Source organism: Flavobacterium sp. TS_SC_5 (assembly GCF_056156265.1).
Genome location: NZ_CM149588.1, coordinates 2,307,509 through 2,330,154 on the forward strand (window position 1 = coordinate 2,307,509; position 22,646 = coordinate 2,330,154).

Here is a 22,646-nt window from a genome sequence, read left to right on the forward strand (position 1 = left end):
TTTTTTATGGCTTTTCTGCCATGAAAAAGATATAGCGGACAGCCCGACCCTTTGTGAACGCCCAAATTATGCCTTTTTTATAATTTAAAATAATCGATATAAGTACTCAAATCTTTATCGCCGCGACCGGAAAGATTGATGACAACCACATCTTCCGGTTTGAATTTCATTTCATCGAGAACAGCAAAGGCGTGCGCACTTTCAATGGCGGGAATAAGCCCTTCCATTTTGGATAATTTGATTCCCCACTGCATGGCTTGGTCATCTGTAATCGAGATGAATTGTGCTCTTCCGGTGGCGAATAAATTAGCGTGCATAGGACCTACGCCTGGATAATCCAGTCCTGCCGAAATGGAATACGGTTCGGTGATTTGGCCATCAGTTGTTTGCATCAGCAGTGTTTTACTTCCGTGAATAACACCCACTTTTCCTAAGGCTGATGTGGCGGCACTTTCGCCGGAATCAACTCCTAAACCTGCTGCTTCGACCGCAATAATATTTACGTCCTCATTGTCCAGAAAATGATAATAGGTCCCGGCAGCATTGCTTCCGCCACCTACGCAGGCAATCACATAATCAGGGTTTTCCCGACCTTCTTTCGCCAACAATTGTTCCTTGATTTCCTTAGAAATGACACTTTGAAAACGCGCTACCATATCCGGATAAGGATGCGGTCCCACAACAGATCCGATAATATAATAGGTGTCAACAGGATTATTAATCCAATCCCGAATGGCTTCGTTTGTGGCATCTTTTAAGGTTTTTGATCCTGACATTGCCGGACGAACTTCAGCACCTAACATTTTCATACGAGCCACATTTGGCGCCTGACGTTTGATATCGATTTCACCCATGTACACGATGCATTCCAGACCCATTAACGCACATACAGTTGCAGTTGCAACTCCATGTTGACCAGCTCCGGTTTCAGCAATGATTCGTTTTTTGCCCAAGCGTTTGGCTAACAAAATTTGCCCAATCGTGTTGTTGACTTTGTGGGCACCAGTATGACATAAATCTTCTCTTTTTAGGTAGATTTTAGTGTTATATTGCTCAGATAAGCGTTTGGCAAAATAAAGAGGCGTTGGTCGGCCTGCATATTCTTTCAGTAAGGAATCAAATTCAGCTTGAAATTCTGGTTCAGCTGTAATTTTTAAATAGTTTTGGCGTAATTCCTCAACATTTGGATATAACATTTCAGGAATGAAAGCACCTCCAAATTCTCCGTAATAGCCTTTTTCGTTGACGTTGTAACTCATTTTGTTTAAAGTTTATAAGTTTAAAGTTTTCAAGTTATTCTTGAAACTATCTAATTTTTCTATATTTTTTAATCCCGGTTCTATTTCAAATTTACTGTTTACATCAATGGCGTAAAGCGGTAAATTAGTTTTTGCTATTTCTTTCACTGCTTCCATTTCCTCAATTCCAATTCCGCCACTCAAGAAAAATGGTTTGTTTGAAGGATAGTTTTTTAATACTTTCCAGTCGAATGTGGTTCCGTTTCCGCCTGGTAATTTTCCTTTGGTATCAAAAAGGAAATAATCACAAACGGTTTCAAAGGGTTTCAATACTTCAAAATCAAAATCATCATCGACAGAGAAAACTTTAATGATTTGAATTGGATTCTCTATTTTATTTTTCAAATCCTGACAGAATTCAACTGATTCATTTCCATGTAATTGAATGGCTTGTAAATCGTATTTTTGTACTTTCGCCAAAATAACTTCTATGCTTTCATTCACAAAAACGCCTACTTTCTTGATTGATTTTGGTAAATCTGGAATCACACCGTCAAAATATCGAGCTGACTTTCCCCAGAATATAAATCCCATATAATCGGGTAGGAGCGAACCTACTTCGAGAATATTATCGGGATATTTCATGCCACAGATTTTGAGTTTCATGTTTATAGTTTTGATATAAATTCCGCTGCTGCTTTTCCTGCATTATCGGTTTTCATAAAATTTTCTCCAATTAAGAATCCTTTATAACCAAAAGGTTTTAATTCGTTTATGGCTTCAATAGATGAAATTCCACTTTCAGAAATTTTTACAAAATCACTTGGGATTTGCGCTGCTAATTGCTTGCTGAAATCTAAACTCACTTCAAATGTTTTTAGGTTTCTATTGTTCACCCCAATCATATCTAATGTGGGCATAATCGATTTTTCTAGTTCTTCCTGACTATGAACTTCCAGTAAAACTTCGAGGTCCAAACTTTTAGCAAATTCAGATAATGATTTGATTTCGTCTCTGGTTAAAACCGCTGCAATAAGCAGAATTAAATCGGCTCCGTGGGCTTTTGCTTCCAAGATTTGATATTCATCAACAATAAATTCTTTTCGCAGTAATGGAATGTTCACTGTGGCTCTTGCCAAAAGTAAATCGTCTAACGAACCACCGAAATATTTTCCGTCCGTCAATACTGAAATACCGCAAGCACCTGCATTTTCATATCCTTTGGTTACTTCTTCCACTGTAAAGCTGTAATTAATTTCTGCTTTGGAAGGCGAACGGCGTTTGTGCTCCGCAATAATTCCTGATGTGCTGTTTCTTAAATTGTTGCTCAAGGAAATAGTCTTTTTCTCAAAGAAAACCGAAGCTTCCAATTGTGAAACAGGAATAATCAATTTCTTGAGAATGACTTCTCTTTTTTTGTCAACTATGATTTTATCTAGGATGTTCATTTGTTATTTTGTTTCAAGTTTTCTTTGTTTCAAGTTTAAAGTTGTTCGAAATTCCAATAACTTTAAACCTTGAACTTCAAACTATTTTTATTTGCTTAAATCTTTCAATTTCTTCAAAGCTACAAGTCCTTTTCCGGATAATAAACTTTCTTTCGCTATTTGAAATCCTTCTAAAGGAGAACATTTTGTAACGGTTGCAATTGCCATTCCAGCATTGGCACAAATCACATTATTCTGAGCCTCGCTTCCTTTTCCAGAAATAATATCGGTAAATATTTGTGCCGATTCTTCGATAGTTGTTCCGCCTTCAATTTCGCTTTGCAGCAAAAGGCGAACACCAAAATCTTCTGGATTTAGCATTCCTTCTTTGGAACTGGTAATTATTTTTGTAGGTCCTGTCAGCGAAATTTCGTCATAACCGTCAAGCGAGTGTAAGATGGTGAAATTAGTATTCGTGTTTTGGTACAAATACGCATACATTCTGGCCAGTTCCAAATTGAAAACACCCACTAATTGGTTTTGTGGAAACGATGGATTTACCATAGGTCCCAGCATATTGAAAAAGGTTTTTATAGCTAATTCTTTTCGAATAGGTCCCACATTTTTCATTGCGGGGTGAAATAACGGCGCGTGTAAAACACAAATTCCTGCTTTGTCGATACATTTCTCTAAGAAATCAGTATCATTACTGAACTTGATTCCTAGTTTCTCCATCACGTTACTCGAACCAGAGATAGAAGAAACTCCATAATTTCCGTGTTTTGCCACTTTTATTCCTGCTCCCGCAGCCACAAATGAAGCCAAGGTTGAAATATTGAAAGTATCTTTTCCATCACCGCCCGTTCCACACAAATCAATAGTATTGTAAGCGGATAAATCCACGCGAATGCACAATTCTAACAAGGCTTCACGAAAACCGGCAAGTTCATCTATACTTATACTTCGCATCATGTAAACCGTAAGAAAAGAAGCAATCTGGCTGGTGTTGTAACTTCCGTTTGATATATTAACCAATACATCTTTTGCTTCTGCCGCCGACAGGATTTCGTGGTTGATTAATCTGTTTAATATATTTTTCATTTTTATTTTTTTGTTTCAGGTTTCAGGTTTAAAGTTTAATACAAGACCTGAAACTTCAATCTAAATATCCATATTGGCTCCCCTTCCTTTGGAGGGGGTTGGGGGGAGGAATTACCCTTTCACCCAGTTTTCTAATATCTTTTTACCATTTGGAGTTAAAACACTTTCTGGATGAAATTGAACACCACGCACATCATACGTTTTGTGGCGCAAGGACATAACCTGTCCGTTTTCATCAAATGAAGTTGCTTCCAGAACATCCGGTAAATTAGCATCTACGACCCAGGAATGGTAACGTCCCACTTCAAATTCGTTTCCTAATCCTTCAAATAAAAGCTCATCATCAACAACGGTTTTCACATTGGTAGCCACACCATGATACACTTTGTCTAAGTTAGAAAGCGTTCCTCCGTATACTTCTCCAATAGCTTGTTGACCTAAGCATACCCCAAAGATACTTTTGGTTGGCCCGTATTTCCGAATCACATCTTTTAATAATCCAGCTTCGTCAGGAACACCAGGTCCGGGAGAAAGAAGAATTTTATCGAAAACGGCAATTTCATCAATATCAAATTCATCGTTTCTGTAAACGGTTACTTCGCATTCTAAATCTTCCAGATAGTGTACTAAATTATATGTAAAACTATCGTAATTGTCTATGACTAGTATTTTTTTCATTTTCCTCCCCCAGCCCCTCCGAAGGAGGGGAGTAACCTATTGGGGTAAATAGGTTTTTTAATTGTTATTTTATTTACAACTTCATAAGTTGCTAATTTTTTTAGATTGGCTCCCTTCCCTTCGGGGAGGGTTGGGGAGGGGATTTATATCGTTTCCGCTAAATCCAACGCCGCATTCAGCGCTCTCAATTTGTTGTAGACTTCCTGCATTTCACTTTCTTCATCGGAACTGGCTACAATTCCGGCACCTGCCTGAGAATGCAACTGATGATTTTTGCTTAGAAATGTCCGTATCATAATGGCGTGATTAAAATTACCTTCAAAATCCATAAAACCAATGGCACCTCCATAAAAATTTCTGTTTGTTTTTTCATACTCTTCAATGAGTTGCATCGCTCGGTGTTTTGGTGCGCCGCTTAATGTTCCTGCTGGAAAAGTATCGGCAACCACTTGCATCGTTGTAGCATTTTCATGCAGATGTCCCGTTACTTTTGAAACTAAGTGAATCACATGAGAGAAAAACTGTACTTCTCTGTATTTCTCCACATTGACATGATGACCGTTTCGGCTCAAATCGTTTCTGGCCAAATCCACTAACATCACGTGCTCGCTATTTTCTTTTTTATCTACAGATAAATTTTTAGCAAGAATCGCATCTTTTTCATCATCTCCCGTTCTTTTGAAAGTTCCCGCAATAGGATGAATCTCCGCTTTACGATCTTTTACTATAATCTGTGCTTCGGGTGATGAACCAAATATTTTGAAATCACCGTAATCAAAAAAGAATAAATAAGGTGAAGGATTAATGCTTCTTAACGCTCTGTAGACATTGAATTCATCGCCTTTGAATCCTTGGGTAAATCTTCTGGATAAAACTAATTGGAACACATCACCGCGGAAACAATGCTTTTTGGCCAAAGCCACATTATGCTTAAATTCTTCGTCCGTCAGGTTCGAAAAACCATCGCCCTCTTTCGAAAATTTATAAGAAGCAATATTTCTGGATTGTAATAATTGTTCGATTTCTGAAATGTTGTTTTTTCCGTCTAAACTGTGACAGAAAATATATGCTTCATTTTTGAAATGATTAATGGCAATGATGTTTTGGTACACGGCATAATAGACATCGGGAATGGTATTGCTGTTTTCTTTTTTGGCAATAGTCACTTTTTCAAAATACCGAACAGCGTCATAAGAAATATATCCAAAAAGTCCATTATTGATGAACTTGAAATCATTCTTCTCGGATTTAAACTGACCCGAAAATTCTTGAATTACTTCAGGAATATTGGTAGTGGCATCAATTGCAATTTTCTCAAAACTTCCATCAGGGAAAGTCTTGTGAATAATTTCATTTTCTATTTTTATTGAAGCAATCGGATTGCAACAGATGTAGGAGAAACTATTGTCATTCCCATGATAATCGCTACTTTCAAGTAGAAGACTATTTGGAAATTTATCCCGAATTTTGAAATACACACTCACTGGTGTTATTGTATCAGCCAGGATTTGCTTGTAATTGGTATTTAAATTAAATGATTTCAATTTTTATGTTTTTAATGTTGTGTGTTACGATAGAATTGGCACAAAAAAAAGGCCTGTCGTGATGACAAGCCTTTTATATTTATAGTTTAAATAATACTATTGGAGCTTAGTTCACGACGAATGACGTAAATTGTTCCACCACCAAGTATTGTTTAAAATTGTTTTCATGATTTATTTTGTTGCAACAAATATATAAATGAAATTCGATTATTCAAACATAAAATGCGTTAAAAAACATTAAAAGCCAAGAATTTTTGTTAAATAAATCTATAGCTTTGAATTTAAAAAAAAATATAACCTCAAAAAAAACATACTAACCTTAAAAAAAGCAATCCTGAATGTTACGATTAATAAAATAGAGTAATTCGGTCATTCAAAATTTGAAAGACTTTAGACTTTAATTGTCACTGACGACTGTTGGGTCGACTTTTAGCCTAAAATCAAAAGTTTTTTTAGGGTTAGACTCCTTGAATAATGCTGTATGACTTGTTTTAGAGTATTCAATAGAAAAGGATTCATTGCTATACCAATTTTTTATTTCCGAATCATTAGTTGGGATTTCACTTTGAATACCTCCATCACAGTTATTAATAAGTACTGTTTGTAAATTAATTTTTGCCAAATTAGCTGAAATATTAGCTATTTTACCTTCTAATAAAATGCAATTTTTAAATCCTGAAACAACACTGTTATTTAAACTAAAATAACTGTTGTCTTTAATGTAAATGGCTTCCCGAACTAATCCTTGATTGTTTTCTTCTAAATTTGCCAAAGTAATATTTTTAGCTGTTATTTTGGTCATTTTTTTGGTTACATCTGCATTTTCAATTTTATCAAAAGAGTCGATTTCAAAGCATCTCGAACCAGAAATATCGGATGAAAAAGGATATCGAATTGCAAGACTATTGCTAATATTGCATTGTGCACCTTGCGTAAAATCAAAATCGTCATCAGTAGCTTTGAATGAAATAATATTCTCAAAATTTACATCTCCACCATAACACTCATAAGAATCATCATTGGAATAACTGATTTGAATAAAATTAAATTTAGTTTTTCTACCTACGCCTGCTAATGATAAGCCATTGAGTTCTTTTAGAGCATTAAGTTTCCTTCCGGAGAATTCGATACGGACATATTTTAATATCCCGGAATTGCTATCCTGATTTTGTCCTCCATAATGGTTTGCCATTGGGTCTATATTAAAGTCCAAAAATCCTACTCCTCCAGTTTTATTGATGGGAGCGTCCCCCATTATAATAATACCTCCCCAATCTCCAGGTTTTCTGGTAGAAATTTCTCTATTGGAAGTGAAAACAATGGGGTCTGTTTGTTCGCCTTCTGCCATTATTTTAGAGCCTTTTGATATTACCAGAGTGCCACATGTTTCTACATCGCCACGAATAACAGTTCCTGGTTCAATGGTTAAAACAGCATTATTTGTGATGTATACAACACCTGTCAATAAGTACGTGTTTTTCTTATATAGTGTAAGGTCACTATTAATTGTACCAGTCAAAATGTTTGTAGTCTCAGGGTACTCTGCAGCTGTAGGTCTAAAATTAGTCCAATTACCCATCCAATTTGTGTCTCCGATAATACCTTTTATTTGTTGGGCATTTAGTGTCATGCTATTGATCAAACAGAGTATTGGAATAAGTATTATTTTTTTCATAATTAAATTTTGTTAATGAAATATTTGAAAGGTATTTATTTCTAAAGATTTACATTACGTTTTTTGGTCAACAAAAAACATATTATTCATTTTGGGAGGTTTATCATTTATTTATTTTTCAAAATTAAGCAGGTTGTGTTAACTGAATAAGCATAGAATATTAACGATATGTTACAATAGGATGTATTATGTAAATTTTTGATAGCCCTACAAATTCAAGATTTATAATCTAAAATTCAATTATTTCTAAACCAAACTCATTCTGTTGTTTTACATTAAATTTTAAATAAAAAAAGCCCTTGTTTTACACAAGGGCTTGATTATTAATTGATTTAAAGTCGCAGCAATTGTTTGTTACGGTTTTAAAATAGTATTTCTGAGATGAAATTAGAATTTCAAAGCTACTGCTAAATTGAAATCGTCATTGATAGCTTTGTCTCCTAAGCTGTCGAAGAAACTTCCAGAACCATATTTAATATCGTATTTTGTTCTGTCAATAACTACATTCGTTGTAGCTGTGTTTGCTGTTGTTGCAAGATCAAAAGTTACTGGTTTAGTGATTCCTTTAATAGTTAAATCTCCTGTTACAGTATACAAATTTGGAGATTTCGTAACTACTTTTTTGAAAACTAAAGTTGCCATAGCGAATTTATCAGTACCAAAAAAATCATCAGCTTTCAAGTGTCCTTCTAGTTTTTCTTTTCCTTGACCTGCTTTCAAATCAGTAACAACGATTGAATTCATGTCTACAGTAAATGTACCACCAATTAATTTTTTTCCTTGGAAAATTAAAGCACCATCTTTCAGATTGATAGTTCCTTCATGTTGTCCAGTTACTTTTTTTCCTGTCCAGTTGATAGTACTTCCAGCAGTGTTGATTTTTTTAGTCTGTGCTGTTACGGATAATGTAGATAAAACTACTACTAATGCTAATGCGATTGATTTGAAATTTTTCATTTGTTTAAATTTGATTTTAATTAATATTTGATTTTGAATTAGTAATTTATAATGTAATGAATAAGTCTTCGTTTGATTTTCTGACTTTTTTGTAATGTTGAGTTGCATCCTCATCATGTCTGTAACCCAGAGTTGCAATTAAAGTAGCATTTAGACCTAATTTGTCAAGCCCTAATATTTCATTAACTTGAGCAGGAACAAAACCTTCCATCGGAGTAGTATCAATCTTAAGTTCTGCTGCTACGTTCAATAAGTTTCCTAATGCTAAATAGGTTTGTTTTGCTGTCCAAATATTTTTTTCTTCATCAGAAAGAGAAATAATTTTAGATTTCATAAAATCCCCATAACCAGCTAAAGCTTCAATTGGAGTATTTCTGGTTTGACTTATATTTTTGATATAATCATCTATAGCTAAATCATCAAGATTTGTTTCATTAGCAAAAATGATTAAATGTGAAGCTTCAACAATTTGTGATTGTCCCCAAGCTGCCGGTTGAATATTTGCTCTCAATTCTGGATTTTCAACGATAATAACCTTATACGGTTGCAATCCATAAGATGAAGAACTCAATCGAATTGCTTCTTTTAAAGTATTTAAATCTTCGGCAGTTATTTTTTTTGTTGCATCGAATTTTTTCGTTGCGTATCTCCAATTTTGATTTTCTAAAAAAGTACTCATAATGTATTGACTATTTATTGGTTTCTATATTTCTCTAATAATTGATTTAACTGGTCTATTTCTTGTGAATTTAGATTTTTTGAAAAAAATTGCTCGTGAGCAATCACTTTTGGATCTAATGCTGCTAAAACTTCCAATCCTTTTTGTGTAATTAACACTTCTATTTTTCGTCTGTTTTCAGGACATACTTTCCGAGTGACTAATTCTTTCAATAACAATTTATCTACTAATCGCGTTGTATTACTGGTTTTGGCTAACATTCGTTCTTGAATGGTCCACATATTTGCCGGATTTCCTTTTTGTCCTCTTAAGATTCGAAGTACGTTGTATTGTTCTCCCGAAATTTCGTAAGGTTTTAATATTTCATTAAAATTATCTGTAATTATGTTTTGCGTATATAAAACATTTAGGATAATTTTTTTAGAATTATCCATTGTCACAGTTGATTTTAAAATTTCTTCAATTTTCATATTTGTATATATGTAATTTGTTGGTACAAATGTAACAATTATTTTAGTTGTATATACAAATGTAAATTAATTTTTTGTTAAAATTTTAAAAAGCTGTGGTAAATGAGATCTTTGATAATCATTATTCATTGTAAATCAGTTGTTTGTTTTTTCAAAAGTGGCTAACTGATTTTATTTAGCCTTCAATAATTGAATGAAATTAAGTAACCTGTTTTCTTTGATTATAAAAAAAACATATACCATAATTATTCTCTTTTCAAGTATTGAATCCAAGAAGAGGTGGAATAATAGAGTTAAAACTGAAATGAGAGTTTGGTTTTTTCTCGTTTATTGGTAAAAAGGATTGATTTATTTTTTTGGATTTTAAATATGAATGCAATACAATTATATTTAAAATATTGTTTTTAAGGGTTTTAATAGTTATGAAATAGTGTCCTATTTATTTTGTGACTATTATTTATTATATTTAAAAATTATTTGAATATAACCAGTATGAATAAAGCCAATCTATCTTACGAAGCTCTACTTCTTAAATTAAAGGAGCAAGAATTAGAAGTAAACCGGTTAACACAAGAAGCAGCGTCATTGTCTAGTTTCAAATTTTTTATTGAAGAGTCTAATGATTTAGTATGTATTGTGGGATCAGATGCTTTTTTCAAGGAGATTAATTCTGCTTTTGTTAAAATTCTAGGATATTCAAAAGAAGAATTATTACAGGAATCCTTTCTTCATATTCTGCATCCGGATGATCTTGAAAGAACGTTACAAGAGATTGGAAGTCTTATAATGGGAAACCCAACGATGAATTTTGAGAACAGATTTAAAAAAAAGAATGGTGATTTCGTACTGATTCAGTGGACTGCAAATGCTATTTCTGTAGAAAATATTTATGCAATTGGAAGAGATGTTACCGAGATAAGAAGTACGCAAGAAAAGTTAATAAAGAGTGAAGACCTATTAAACCATGCACAACAAATTGCAAAAATGGGAAGTTGGGAGTTCAATCTATTGAATAAAAAAATGATTTGGTCTGAGGAATTGTATTCGATTTATGGAATCGAGAGTAAAACGGACCAAAATTTATATAAGGAGTTTTTGAATCTTTTTTCAGAAGAAGATGCTACATTTTTTCAGAATAAAATTAATCAATCCATCGCCGATAAAGAGCAATTTGAAGTACAACAAAACGTCATTTTATCAGATAATAGTAATAAGTGGTTGCATGCAATTGTAATTCCGCTGCTTGATACCTCTGGAAATGTTTATGCATTAAGAGGAAATACACAAGATATTACCCAGAAAAAAATTGTTGAAGATTCCATCAAAGAGCAAGAAGCAGCTGTAGTAGAATATAAATTAAAATTAATTGAGGAAGAAGGCAATGCTAAATTTAAGAATTATATAGAGAATGCTCCTGATGGGGTTTGTATTGTGGATGAAAACGGAAACTTTGTTGAAGTAAATCATGCAGTAACTTTAATTTCGGGTTATTCAAAAGAAGAACTTTTGACATTTTCGATGATGGATTTAACCTACCAAGAATCCATTGAAGATTTGGAGGCATGTTTTAGTAGATTAAAAAAAGAAGGAGTATCAAAAGGACAATTTAAAACAGTTCATAAAACTGGTGAAATTAGATGGAGTGGTATAGACTCAGTTAAACTTTCTGAAAATCGATTTATGGGTTTTGTGAAAGACATTACCGATATTAAACTAGCTAATGAGTTACTTACTAATACTTTTGAACGTATAACCGATGCCTTTATTGCATTAGATAGTAACTGGTGTTATACTTATATGAACAAAATGGCAGGTGAAATACTGAAGCGTAATCCTCAAGATATAATAGGAAAAAATATTTGGCAAGAATTTCCGGAATCTATTAACCAAGAGTTTTATAATGCTTGCCATCGAGCAGTAAATAAACAGGAATATGTTTATGTTGAGATTTTCTACCCTTCAAGCGGTTTGTGGATTGAAAACCATATTTACCCCTCACCTGATGGATTGTCTAATTTTTTTAGGGATGTAACTGAAAAAAAATTATCAGACCAGAAAATTGTTGAAAGCGAAAAACGATTCCGTGCTTTGGTTGAGAACAATGATGGTATTATTACGGTTTTTGATAAAGATATAAATACTATTTTCCGAAGCCCATCTTCGGCTCGTGTTACAGGATACACAGATGATGAATTTGAGAAAATTCTAAAAAATGAATATTTTCACCCGGATTATTTAGATTATCTGAATCAGATGTTACAAAAAGCAATCGATAATCCTGGTAAACCTGTTGAAGTACTATTTCAGGCTAAGCATAAAAGCGGGAATTACATTTGGCTCCAAGGAATCTTAAATAATAAAATTGATGATAGTAGCGTTGGAGGAATTATTTCGAATTTAAGAGATATAACGGAGACCAAAATAGCAAATGAAACTTTGTTGAGTGAAAGAGATAAGTTTTCTAAAATTGCAGACGCTTCACCAGGATTAATCTATTCGATGCGTCAAAATAAGGATGGAAGCCTATCTTATCCTTATACCAGCAAGGCTATTGAGGAAATTTACGGTTTCACTTTTAAACAAATTGAGAATAATCCGGAAAAAATATTTCAACTGATTCATCCAGATGATTTGGATTTCGTTGTGCAAAGTGTTGCCGAAACAAAATCAAAATTAGTTCCTTTAAAATGCGAATATCGCTATTTTCATCCCAAAAAAGGATTAGTATGGCATGATGTAAATTCTTTACCGGTAGTTGAACCGGAAGGAACTGTGATCTGTCACGGTATTGTTACTGATATTACGCAACGTATCAGAGCTGATCAAAAACTGATCAAAGCCAACCGACTTTATTTGTTCATCAGTCAAATTAACCAAATGATTGTTCGTATTACTGATGAAAAAACGCTTTTTGAAGAAGCTTGTAAAATAGCGGTGGATTTAGGTAAATTTAGAATGGTCTGGATTGGGACTGTCGATGAAAAAACCAAAAAATTAATTCCGGAGATGATCGCTGGAGAGAATAATGGGTATTTGTCAATAATTAAAACTATTTCCATAGAAGATATTCCTGAAGGAAGAGGTCCTGCCGGAACGGCAATGCGGGAAGCACGATATGTTATTTGTAATGATATTGAAAACGATTCAATGATGCAACCTTGGCGCAAAGAAGCTTTATCACGAGGTTATCTTTCATCGATGGCGGTGCCAATAAAAAAATCAGGAAAGGTAATAGGCGTTTTTTCTTTTTATGCTAATGAAAAAAACTTTTTTGACGCGGAAGAAATTGCATTGTTAGAGGAGGCAACAGGTGATGTGTCTTTTGCATTAGAAGTTTTTGAAAAAGAGGCTTTGAGAAAAAAGGCTGAGGAAGCAGTTTTTGAAAGTGAACAGCGTTATCACTTGCTTACTGATGTTGCTCCTGTAGGAATTTTTAGAACTGATGCTAGTGGCTATACTACGTTTGTCAATCCACATTGGTGTCAAATTTCAGGTTTGTCTTTTCAGGAAGCTTTAGGAAATGGTTGGTTAAAAGCAGTTCATGAGGACGATAAAAATTCATTGTTTACAGGCTGGGAAAATGCTACAAACAACAAACAAAATTCATCGTCTGAATACCGATTTGTGCGTCAGGATGGCTCTGTTTCCTGGGTGATGGGACAAGCGTTACCTGAAAAAAATATAAAAAATGAAATTGTAGGTTACGTAGGTACAATCACTGATATTACGGAACGAAAAAATGCAGAAGCGATAATCCTGCGAGAAAAAAATCTTTCGGAATCGATAATTAATAATCTTCCGGGAATTTTTTATCTCTATGATGAATCAGGAAGTTTTTTAAAATGGAATAAAAATTTTGAAGATGTAACTGGGTATGATTATGAGGAAATCAGGCAAATGAATCCTCTAGAATTTTTTGATGGAGAAGAGAAGCAAAAAGTTAAAACAAGAATAAAAACAGTATTTGAAAGAAAATCACCTGGTATTGAAGTTGAATTCTTTACTAAAAATAAAAATAGAATTCCATATTATATTAGTTCTCATGTAATTGATTATGAAGGAAAAAGGTGCTTGGTAGGAATGGGAATTGATCTTACTGAACGTAAAAAAGCGGAAGAGAAAGTCAAAAAAGCAAATGAACGATTCGAAATGATTGCTGCGGCCACCAATGATGCAGTTTTTGAAGTGGATTTATCAACGGGGGAAAGTTGGAATAATCAAACTTTTGTAGATCTTTTAGGCTTTGGCAGTATTGAACCCAATGGAGAAAATAACAGTGTTGTTTGGCGATCAAGAGTGCATCCGGATGACAGGGAACGAGTGATTAAAAAATTAGAGGATTCTTATGCCGGAATTGCAAATTTGTGGTCAGATGAATTCCGTTTTCAAAAGGCAGATGGCAGTTATGGAATATTTTATGACCGAGGTGTAATCTCTAGAGATGAAACGGGTAAAGCATTGCGGTTGAATGGTGCTTTAACTGAGATAACCGAATTGAAAAATATAAAGAAGCAGCTTATTAATAGTGAAGAAAAGTATCGCAGTTTGGTAGAACAAGCTTCAGATGCTATTTTTATTAATAATGTTTCCGGAGATTTACTGGAAGTAAATGAAAGTGCCTGTTTGCTGTTAGGCTATTCAAAGGAAGAATTGTGTACAAAAAATCTACAGGATTTGTATTCAAAAGAAGAGCTGAAATCAAGATCCATAATGTTGGAGGAATTATTGGGTGGGGAAAAAACATTGATTGAGCGTAATATGTTGCATCGTGATGGAACATTAATTTCAGTTGAGATTACTGCCAAAATGATTATTGATGGTCGTATTGTGGCCATTGTTCGAGATGTAACCCAACGTAAAAAATCTGAGGATGATTTCAGGAAAATGAATAAAAAACTGGAAGCCATAATTGGAGCTTTACCGGATTTGTTATTTGAAGTGAATATTGAAGGTAAAATTTTTAATTACCATTCCCGTCGAGATGATTTATTAGCTTTTCCTCGGGAAGTATTTTTAGGAAAAACATTTTCGGAAGTATTGCCACCGGATGTTTCAAATTTGTGTATTTCTGCTATTCGGGAAGCTTCTGAAAAAGGATATTCAACAGGCCGACAGTATTCTTTGGAGTTACCAAGTGGTTTGCATTGGTTTGAACTTTCTATCGCTCCTATGCAAGAAAGTCAGGATGATGAAATGCACTACATTTGTCTTTCAAGAGATATCACAGCAGCCAAAAAATCCGATTGGGCATTGCTAAAAAGCGAGGAACGATACCGCGGTTTGTTGAACAATCTAGATGCTGGTATAGTAGTTCATGCACCGGACACTTCCGTAGTGGTCAATAATATGAAAGCAGCTGAATTGTTGGGATTAACGGACGATCAAATGCGCGGAATTACAGCTTTTGATGCGACGTGGAATTTCTTAAATGAAGATAATACGGTGATGTCTTTTGAAAGATATCCTGTAAACCAAATTGTCGCGACCAAAAAAGCACTCAAAAATTTTAGATTTGGCGTAAGCCGACCAATAATCAATGATGTTGTTTGGCTTTTAATAAATGGATATCCTGATGTGGATGCAAATGGGGAAATTTATGAAATCGTAATCAGTTTTATTGATATTTCGGAACAGAAAGTGATGGAAATGGAGCTGGTAAAAGCGAAAGAATTAGCTGAATCCGCAAATAAAGCAAAGACTGATTTCCTAGCTAATATGAGTCATGAAATTAGAACTCCGCTGAATGGAATAATTGGTTTCACGCATTTGTTGATGAAATCAAATCTAAAAAAGAATCAGTCCGCATATATGAAAACTGTTAATGAATCCGCAATTTCACTAATGGATATTGTTAATGATGTGTTGGATTTTTCTAAAATTGAATCGGGAAAATTAGAACTGAATATTGAAGAAATTAACCTTTTCAAATTAACAAATCAGGTTATTAATTTGTTTAAGTATCAAGCTGATTTGAAAAAAATAGATTTAATTCTTGATATCAATAAAAGTATTCCACAATATGTTCTGGCAGATTCCGTGCGATTGAAACAAATATTGGTGAATCTATTAAGCAATGCGATTAAGTTTACCAATTTTGGTGAAATTCGTTTGGATATTACCGAAATAGAAACAAACGAAAAGAAATGGTCTACAATTATGTTTTCTGTAAAAGATACAGGAGTGGGAATAAAAACAGTAAACAACGAAAAAATATTCAATTCATTTGTTCAGGAAGACAATTCAACGAATCGTAAATTTGGCGGAACCGGATTAGGATTGGCAATATCGAATCAACTTTTGGCCCTGATGAACAGTAAGTTGCAATTAATTAGTAAACATGGCGATGGAAGTGATTTCTACTTTGTTGTTAAATTCAAAAAGACAAATCATAAGAAGAACAAAGAGCGACTCCTTTCTGATGCAGTTCAAAACGCAGCAATAATTCCAGTCACTGTTTTGGAAGATAAAAAGGTTTTAATAGTAGAAGACAATAAAATCAATATGCTATTGGCTAGAACACTTGTCAAAAAAATTATTTCAAATTGCATAATTATTGAAGCAAAAGATGGAAATGAAGCTGTAGAATTGTATAAAAAAGAGCAACCGGATGTTATTTTAATGGATATTCAGATGCCAAATAAAAACGGTTATCAAGCTACCAAAGAAATCAGGCAGCTAAAAGGAGCGGAACATATTCCCATAATTGCAATCACTGCAGGAATTATGGTTGGAGATAAAGAAAAGTGTTTGGAGGCAGGTATGAATGGTTATTTACCTAAGCCAATTATTCAATCAGATTTAGAACAAATGCTGTTTATGTGGCTGCAAAAAAAATAATAGATTTTAATGATTAATAAAAGTGTCTTATGATTTAGGCACTTTTTTTATGTAAAAAATTTAAAATTTTGTTCATTTTTTTTAATATGTAATTTACTTGTGAAAACACATTTTTTTACTAAATTTAACATGTATTAACTACTTATCAGTTAATTAATTATACAAACCTTACAAAAAAGACACTATTTATGAAAATTGCTTATTTTTATGAATATTTTATTTCAATCCTTTTTTTAGAATTATTAAACAGTTGTTAAATTAAATTTAGTTTCTGTGATGCAAGAGATATTTTTTTGTTTTTTTTAAAGGAACAAACCGCTAAAAACGTACTAAATTAGCCATTTATTAATACTCAAAATAAAAGAAGTAATTTGATAGAGCATTCCTACTCATCTTATAATAGTTATTGAAAATTCAAAATTTGTAATGATAAAAAATAATCAAGCCAACCTTGGTGAAGGTACGGTGTTAGATTTGAAACCAAAGTTGAAGGTATCGGATGCAGATGCCGCTGATTTTCCAATTATTGGTATTGGAGCGTCTGCTGGTGGGCTGGAAGCACTTGAGTTATTTTTTAAAAACATGCCCGTCAATAGTGGTATAGGATTCGTAGTAATTCAGCATTTGGATCCAACCCATACTGGAATAATGCCAGAGTTATTGCAAAGAATGACAACAATGAAAGTTTATCAGGCAACTGATGCACTACAAGTAAAACCCAATTGCGTTTATGTAATTCCACCCAATAAAAGCTTATCACTATTAAACGGAAAATTACATTTATTTGTTCCTAAAGAGTCTCGTGGCTTGCGATTGCCCATCGATATTTTCTTTAAATCTTTAGCACTGGATCGGCTGGAAAAAAGTATTGGTATTGTTCTTTCCGGAATGGGTTCCGATGGAAGTTTAGGATTGAAAGCCATTAAAGAAAAAAATGGAATTGTAGTTGTGCAAGATCCTGTATCTGCAAAGTTTGATAGTATGCCTCGCAGTGCTATAGATTCAGTGATCGCCGATATTGTTGCTCCTGTCGAGGAATTACCTGCTAAACTGATGGCTTTGCTACGTTATTTTCCGGAAATTAAATCAGAATCGGATTTTCTTGTCAAAACCAAAAGCAGTCTGGACAAAATTATAATCTTGTTGCGGGATCAAACCGGTCATGATTTTTCGATGTATAAAAAAAGTACTTTAATGCGGCGCATTGAAAGAAGAAAAGGAATACATCACATTGATAAAATACAAACTTACGTGCGTTTTTTACAGGAAAACCCAAAAGAGATTGAATTGCTTTTCAAAGAACTATTAATTGGTGTAACAAGCTTTTTTAGGGATCCCGCTGTTTGGGATAAACTCAAAGAAGAAATTATTCCGAATATGCTAAAAGATATTCCAGAAGGTAAAACGTTGCGCGCCTGGGTTCCAGCTTGCTCAACGGGTGAAGAAGCGTATTCCCTAGCAATAGTTTTTGAAGAAGCATTATCAAAAATAAAACCTCCTAAAAGTATAAAATTACAAATTTTCGCTACTGATTTAGACCTGTTGTCTATTGAAAAAGCCCGAAAAGGATTTTTTTATTCCAGTATCATAAAAGATATTTCTCCAGAACGGATTACTAAATTTTTTACCCTTGAAAATGACGGATACCGCGTAAATACATTCATTCGTGAAATGATAGTTTTTGCACCTCACAATGTTACTAAAGATCCTCCTTTTACAAAATTAGACTTATTGACTTGTCGTAATATGTTGATCTACATGGAGCCACAATTACAAAATAAATTAATAATGCTGTTTAATTATAGCCTAAATCAGGGCGGGATAATGATGCTTGGTACTGCAGAGACCGTTGCAAGCAGCATCAAAGGATTTGAAGTAGTAGATTCTAAACTGAAGTTTTATAAACGGATTTCAAAATCAGTTTCTCCAGAGTTCTCCAATTTTCCAAGTTCTTATTCCCAAACAAAAAGAATAACCATTAACACTATGAAAGAAACTAAGGTCGTTGAAAACATACAGACCCTTACGGATCAAATTTTATTGCAACGTTTTTCACCTGCAAGCATACTTGTAAATAGTAAAGGTGATATCATATACATTACCGGCAGAACCGGAAAATATTTAGAACCTGTAGCTGGTAAAGCAAACTGGAATGTTCATGCGATGGCACGCGAAGGTTTGCGTAATGAACTGCCAGGAGCGTTCCGAAAAGCGTTGCAAAGTTTCGAACCGGCATATATTGATAATATAAAAATAGTTGAAAACGGAGGATTCCATTTTATCAATCTGACGGTGCAACAAATAGAAAGTCCAGATGCACTAAAAGGAATGATTATGGTTGTTTTTACAGACATTCCAACTAGTACCGAATCCGTTTCAGGAACTTCTAAATCAAGAAAACAAAGTGCGACTCTTAAACAACAAGAATTAGAAGCAGAGCTGAAACGCAGCAATGAAGATTTGAATAGCGTGAGAGAAGAAATGCAAACGTCTCAGGAGGAACTCAAATCCACGAATGAAGAACTGCAGTCTACGAACGAAGAATTACAATCTACCAATGAGGAATTGACTACTTCAAAGGAAGAATTACAGAGTTTAAATGAAGAATTACAAACGGTGAATACCGAATTACAAAGCAAATTAGTCGATTTTGAACAGGCCAATAATGATATGAAAAACCTGCTCAACAGTACTGAAATAGCCACTCTTTTTTTAGATAAAGAATTAAATATACGCCGATTTACTGATCCGGTAACCAAAATATTCAAGTTGCGTGCAACAGATACCGGGAGACCTTTCACGGATTTAGTTTGCGATTTGAAATATCCTGAAATGGTTAGTAATGCATTGGAAGTTATCAAAACATTGACACCCATTCAAAAGGAAGTTGCAACAGTTGATGGCAGGTATTATTACGTTCGAATTATGCCGTATCGTACATTGGACGATCGTATAGATGGTCTTGTAATCACATTTACGGATATTAGCGCAGCCAAAAAAGCAGAGGAATCCCTAAAACTAGAAAATCAATACCGCCGTCTTTTTGAATCAGCCAAAGATGGAATTTTGATTCTGAATTATGATACGGGTAAAATAATAGATGTGAATCCTTTTTTAGTAGGAATGTTGGGGTATTCTCACGAGCAGTTAATTGAAAAATCAATTTGGGAAATAGGTTCACTCAAAGACATTGTGACTAATAAAGACAAATTTTCAGAATTACAAAAAAAAGAATTTATTCGCTATGAAAATTTGCCGCTCGAAACCGCTAAAGGAAGAAAAATAAATGTTGAGTTTGTCAGCAATGTTTATTTAGTAAATAATAAAAAAGTCATTCAGTGTATTATCCGTGACATTTCGGATCGAGTATTTGTTCAGGAGGCTTTAGTCAATGCCGAAACCCGTTACAAGCACCTTTTTGAATCAGTGAAAGATGGAATTATTTTCGTAGAAGGTGAAACAGGAAAGATCAATGCGATAAATCCTTTTTTTACAGATTTGATAGGGGAAACCAAAGAGAATTTTATTGGGAAAGAAGTTTGGGCTGTTGAATTTCTAAAAAATTTAATACCAAACAAGTCTACTTTTACAGAATTAAGCCAAAAAAAATCGTTTCATTCCATTTTCAAGGAAATTGAAACAAGCAATAATAAGCGAATCAATATCGAATTTATCAGCACAGTATATTTTATCGGGAATCAAAAAAACATTCAGTTTTTTATTCATGAAATAGCAGTATAGAATAGTATGTAAGTTACAATAGGTTGCATAATTTCCAGTTTCAGACAATTAAATTAGTAGTATTTAAAAAGGCAGCACATATGGGAAATATCGAAAATAAAACCGAAGCCCGCTTCATTATCAGACAAAAAGCGGAAGAATTACATCGAAGTACAGAATCAAAGTACAATTCTAAACTTTTAGAAGTAGATACTTTAAAGCTTATTCATGAACTAGAGGTTCATCAGATAGAGCTTGAAATGCAAAAAGAAGAATTGATGCTTGCCACAGAGGAAGCTGAAATTGTGAGGCAAAAATATGCTGAATTGTATGAATTTGCGCCTACAGGTTACTTTACATTGACAAATTCAGGAACAGTTGTCGAACTGAATCTTGCTGGTTCACAATTACTGCGGAAAGAAAGATCTAAATTGATAAATAGTCAATTAGGTTTCTTTATTTCTAATGCTACGAAGCCAGTTTTTAATCAATTCTTAGAGACTGTTTTTCAAACTAGCGCAAAAGAATGTTGTGAAGTTGAATTGCTTTTGGATGATAATATTCCAATTAATGTTTATTTGACAGGAATCGTCTTAGAGAATAAAGAGCATGCGCTAATTACGATATTAGATATTACTCAACTTAAAGAAACTGAATCCGCTTTGCGAGAAAGTGAAGAGCGGTATCGCGATTTATTAAACAATCTGGATGTTGGAATAATTGTACACAATAAAGATACTGCGATTATTTATTCGAATCCAAAAGCTTCCGAATTGATAGGTTTGAGTGAGGAACAAATAAAAGAAAAGGATGTTGCTAATCCAATTTGGAAATTTATAAAAGAGTATAATAAATCATTATCACCAGAAAATTTCCCAGTCAATCAAATTATTCGCACAAAAAAACCAATCAGTAATTTTATTATTGGAACAATTAAAACGGATAGTACTGAGGTGAGATGGTTCTTAGTAAATGGTTTTCCAGTTTTTAATACCAGCGATGAGATTGATGAGATTGTGATTAGTTTTATAGAAATAACTGAATTAAAAAAACTGGAAATTGAACTTACAAAAGCCAAAGAACAGGCCGAAGCAGCTAATAAAGCAAAATCTAGTTTTTTGACTAATATGAGCCATGAGATTCGAACTCCTTTGAATGGAATTATTGGTTTTACTGATTTACTAATGAGAACCAATCTGGACGAAAACCAGAGGGAATACATGAATACCGTTCATGAATCAGCAAATATACTAATTGAAATCATCAATAATATTTTAGATTTCTCGAAAATTGAATCCGGAAAATTAGAATTAAATATTGAGGAAATTAACCTTATGGAACTGACGCATCATGTTGTTGATATATTTAAATACCAAGCAGAATTAAAGGGAATAGATTTAATTCTAAATATAATGACTTCTGTTCCTAATTTTGTTTTTGCTGATTCCGTGCGATTGAAACAAATTTTAGTCAACTTAATTGGTAACGCATTAAAATTCACAAAAACAGGTTTTGTACGACTGGACATTAGCAGCGCAGTAAGCACCAGTGGCGAGAATCGTTGTCTTTTACATTTTTCTGTTAAAGACAGTGGAATTGGTATCAAACAGGAAAATCAAGAAAAAGTCTTCCAATCCTTTATTCAGGAAGACTGCTCTATCACGCGCAAATTTGGGGGTACGGGACTTGGGTTGGCAATTACTAATCAGCTTTTAGGTTTGATGAATAGTGAACTAAAACTAAAAAGTAAATTTGGTGAGGGAAGTGAGTTTTATTTTGATGTTGAATTAGAAAATTCACTTCAGGAAATTTCCTCGGATGTAAAAGAAATAAACGTCATACTTGAAGATAAAACGTTTGCTTCAGATGATTTCTCAGACAAAAAAATATTAGTGGTCGAGGACAATCGAATCAATATGCTTTTGGTAAAAACACTACTCAAATCGATACTTCCGGGATGCACTATTCTTGAAGCGTCTGATGGTGAAAAAGCAATTAAAATGTACAAAAAAGAGACGCTGGATTTAATCTTAATGGACATTCAAATGCCACATAAAAATGGATATGAAACAACTGCAGAAATTAAGCATCTAAAAAAATATAACAATATTCCAATAATTGCTTTGACCGCAGGAATTATGTTAGGGGAAAAAGAAAAATGTCTGGAATCCGGAATGGATGATTATGTTTCAAAACCAATTATCAGATGTAATTTAGAAGAAGTTTTGTATAAATGGTTAAGAAATAAAACATTGAGCGAAAATAATTGATGCACACAAAGAACTTCTCGTACTTAATTAACAATAAATGCTCTTGTTTT

Annotated in this window: 13 protein-coding genes; 3 read left to right on the plus strand and 10 right to left on the minus strand. The window is 33.6% G+C overall.

The genetic code is table 11. The annotated features are described in order from the left end of the window. Positions 1 to 77 precede the first annotated feature (77 nt). From trpB to AC0J6S_RS10305, 10 genes are all read right to left on the minus strand, one after another. On the minus strand, positions 78 to 1,259 hold the full coding sequence (gene trpB, locus AC0J6S_RS10260; RefSeq protein WP_474953719.1) for a tryptophan synthase subunit beta: 1,182 nt from the start codon (positions 1,257 to 1,259) through the stop codon (positions 78 to 80). Positions 1,260 to 1,271: 12 nt separating this feature from the next. Further along, the gene (locus tag AC0J6S_RS10265; protein WP_474953720.1) at positions 1,272 to 1,904 is read right to left on the minus strand and encodes a phosphoribosylanthranilate isomerase; all 633 of its coding nucleotides are present in this window, start codon (positions 1,902 to 1,904) and stop codon (positions 1,272 to 1,274) included. Between the two features lie 2 nt (positions 1,905 to 1,906). Next, positions 1,907 to 2,686, minus strand: coding sequence for an indole-3-glycerol phosphate synthase TrpC (gene trpC, locus AC0J6S_RS10270; RefSeq protein ID WP_474953721.1), 780 nt, complete (start codon positions 2,684 to 2,686; stop codon positions 1,907 to 1,909). An 87-nt stretch (positions 2,687 to 2,773) separates the two neighbouring features. Then, on the minus strand, positions 2,774 to 3,766 hold the full coding sequence (gene trpD, locus AC0J6S_RS10275; RefSeq protein WP_474953722.1) for an anthranilate phosphoribosyltransferase: 993 nt from the start codon (positions 3,764 to 3,766) through the stop codon (positions 2,774 to 2,776). 111 nt (positions 3,767 to 3,877) lie between these two features. Then, positions 3,878 to 4,444, minus strand: a complete 567-nt coding sequence (locus AC0J6S_RS10280) for an anthranilate synthase component II (RefSeq protein WP_474953723.1) — start codon at positions 4,442 to 4,444, stop codon at positions 3,878 to 3,880. A gap of 143 nt (positions 4,445 to 4,587) precedes the next feature. After that, positions 4,588 to 5,988: an anthranilate synthase component I family protein gene (locus AC0J6S_RS10285; protein ID WP_474953724.1), complete on the minus strand. Its 1,401-nt coding sequence runs from the start codon at positions 5,986 to 5,988 to the stop codon at positions 4,588 to 4,590. Positions 5,989 to 6,385: 397 nt separating this feature from the next. After that, positions 6,386 to 7,663 carry a hypothetical protein gene (locus tag AC0J6S_RS10290; protein ID WP_474953725.1) on the minus strand — a complete coding sequence of 426 codons (1,278 nt, stop codon included), beginning with the start codon at positions 7,661 to 7,663 and terminating at the stop codon, positions 6,386 to 6,388. A gap of 387 nt (positions 7,664 to 8,050) precedes the next feature. Beyond that, entirely contained in the window at positions 8,051 to 8,620 is a 570-nt protein-coding gene (locus tag AC0J6S_RS10295; protein ID WP_474953726.1) for a YceI family protein, read from the minus strand. Between the two features lie 46 nt (positions 8,621 to 8,666). Beyond that, positions 8,667 to 9,299 (minus strand): NAD(P)H-dependent oxidoreductase, encoded by a 633-nt coding sequence (locus AC0J6S_RS10300; protein WP_113666101.1) that lies wholly within the window; start codon positions 9,297 to 9,299, stop codon positions 8,667 to 8,669. A gap of 14 nt (positions 9,300 to 9,313) precedes the next feature. Beyond that, positions 9,314 to 9,769, minus strand: coding sequence for a MarR family winged helix-turn-helix transcriptional regulator (locus AC0J6S_RS10305; RefSeq protein ID WP_474953727.1), 456 nt, complete (start codon positions 9,767 to 9,769; stop codon positions 9,314 to 9,316). Between the two features lie 492 nt (positions 9,770 to 10,261). Between AC0J6S_RS10305 and AC0J6S_RS10310 the strand changes: the two genes are divergently transcribed. The 3 genes from AC0J6S_RS10310 to AC0J6S_RS10320 all read left to right on the plus strand — a co-directional run bounded on the left by AC0J6S_RS10310 (position 10,262) and on the right by AC0J6S_RS10320 (position 22,596). Next, positions 10,262 to 16,606: a PAS domain S-box protein gene (locus tag AC0J6S_RS10310; RefSeq protein ID WP_474953728.1), complete on the plus strand. Its 6,345-nt coding sequence runs from the start codon at positions 10,262 to 10,264 to the stop codon at positions 16,604 to 16,606. 426 nt (positions 16,607 to 17,032) lie between these two features. Beyond that, positions 17,033 to 20,347 carry a chemotaxis protein CheB gene (locus AC0J6S_RS10315; RefSeq protein WP_474953729.1) on the plus strand — a complete coding sequence of 1,105 codons (3,315 nt, stop codon included), beginning with the start codon at positions 17,033 to 17,035 and terminating at the stop codon, positions 20,345 to 20,347. 80 nt (positions 20,348 to 20,427) lie between these two features. Then, positions 20,428 to 22,596 (plus strand): PAS domain-containing hybrid sensor histidine kinase/response regulator, encoded by a 2,169-nt coding sequence (locus AC0J6S_RS10320; protein WP_474953730.1) that lies wholly within the window; start codon positions 20,428 to 20,430, stop codon positions 22,594 to 22,596. The last annotated feature ends 50 nt before the right edge of the window (positions 22,597 to 22,646 follow it).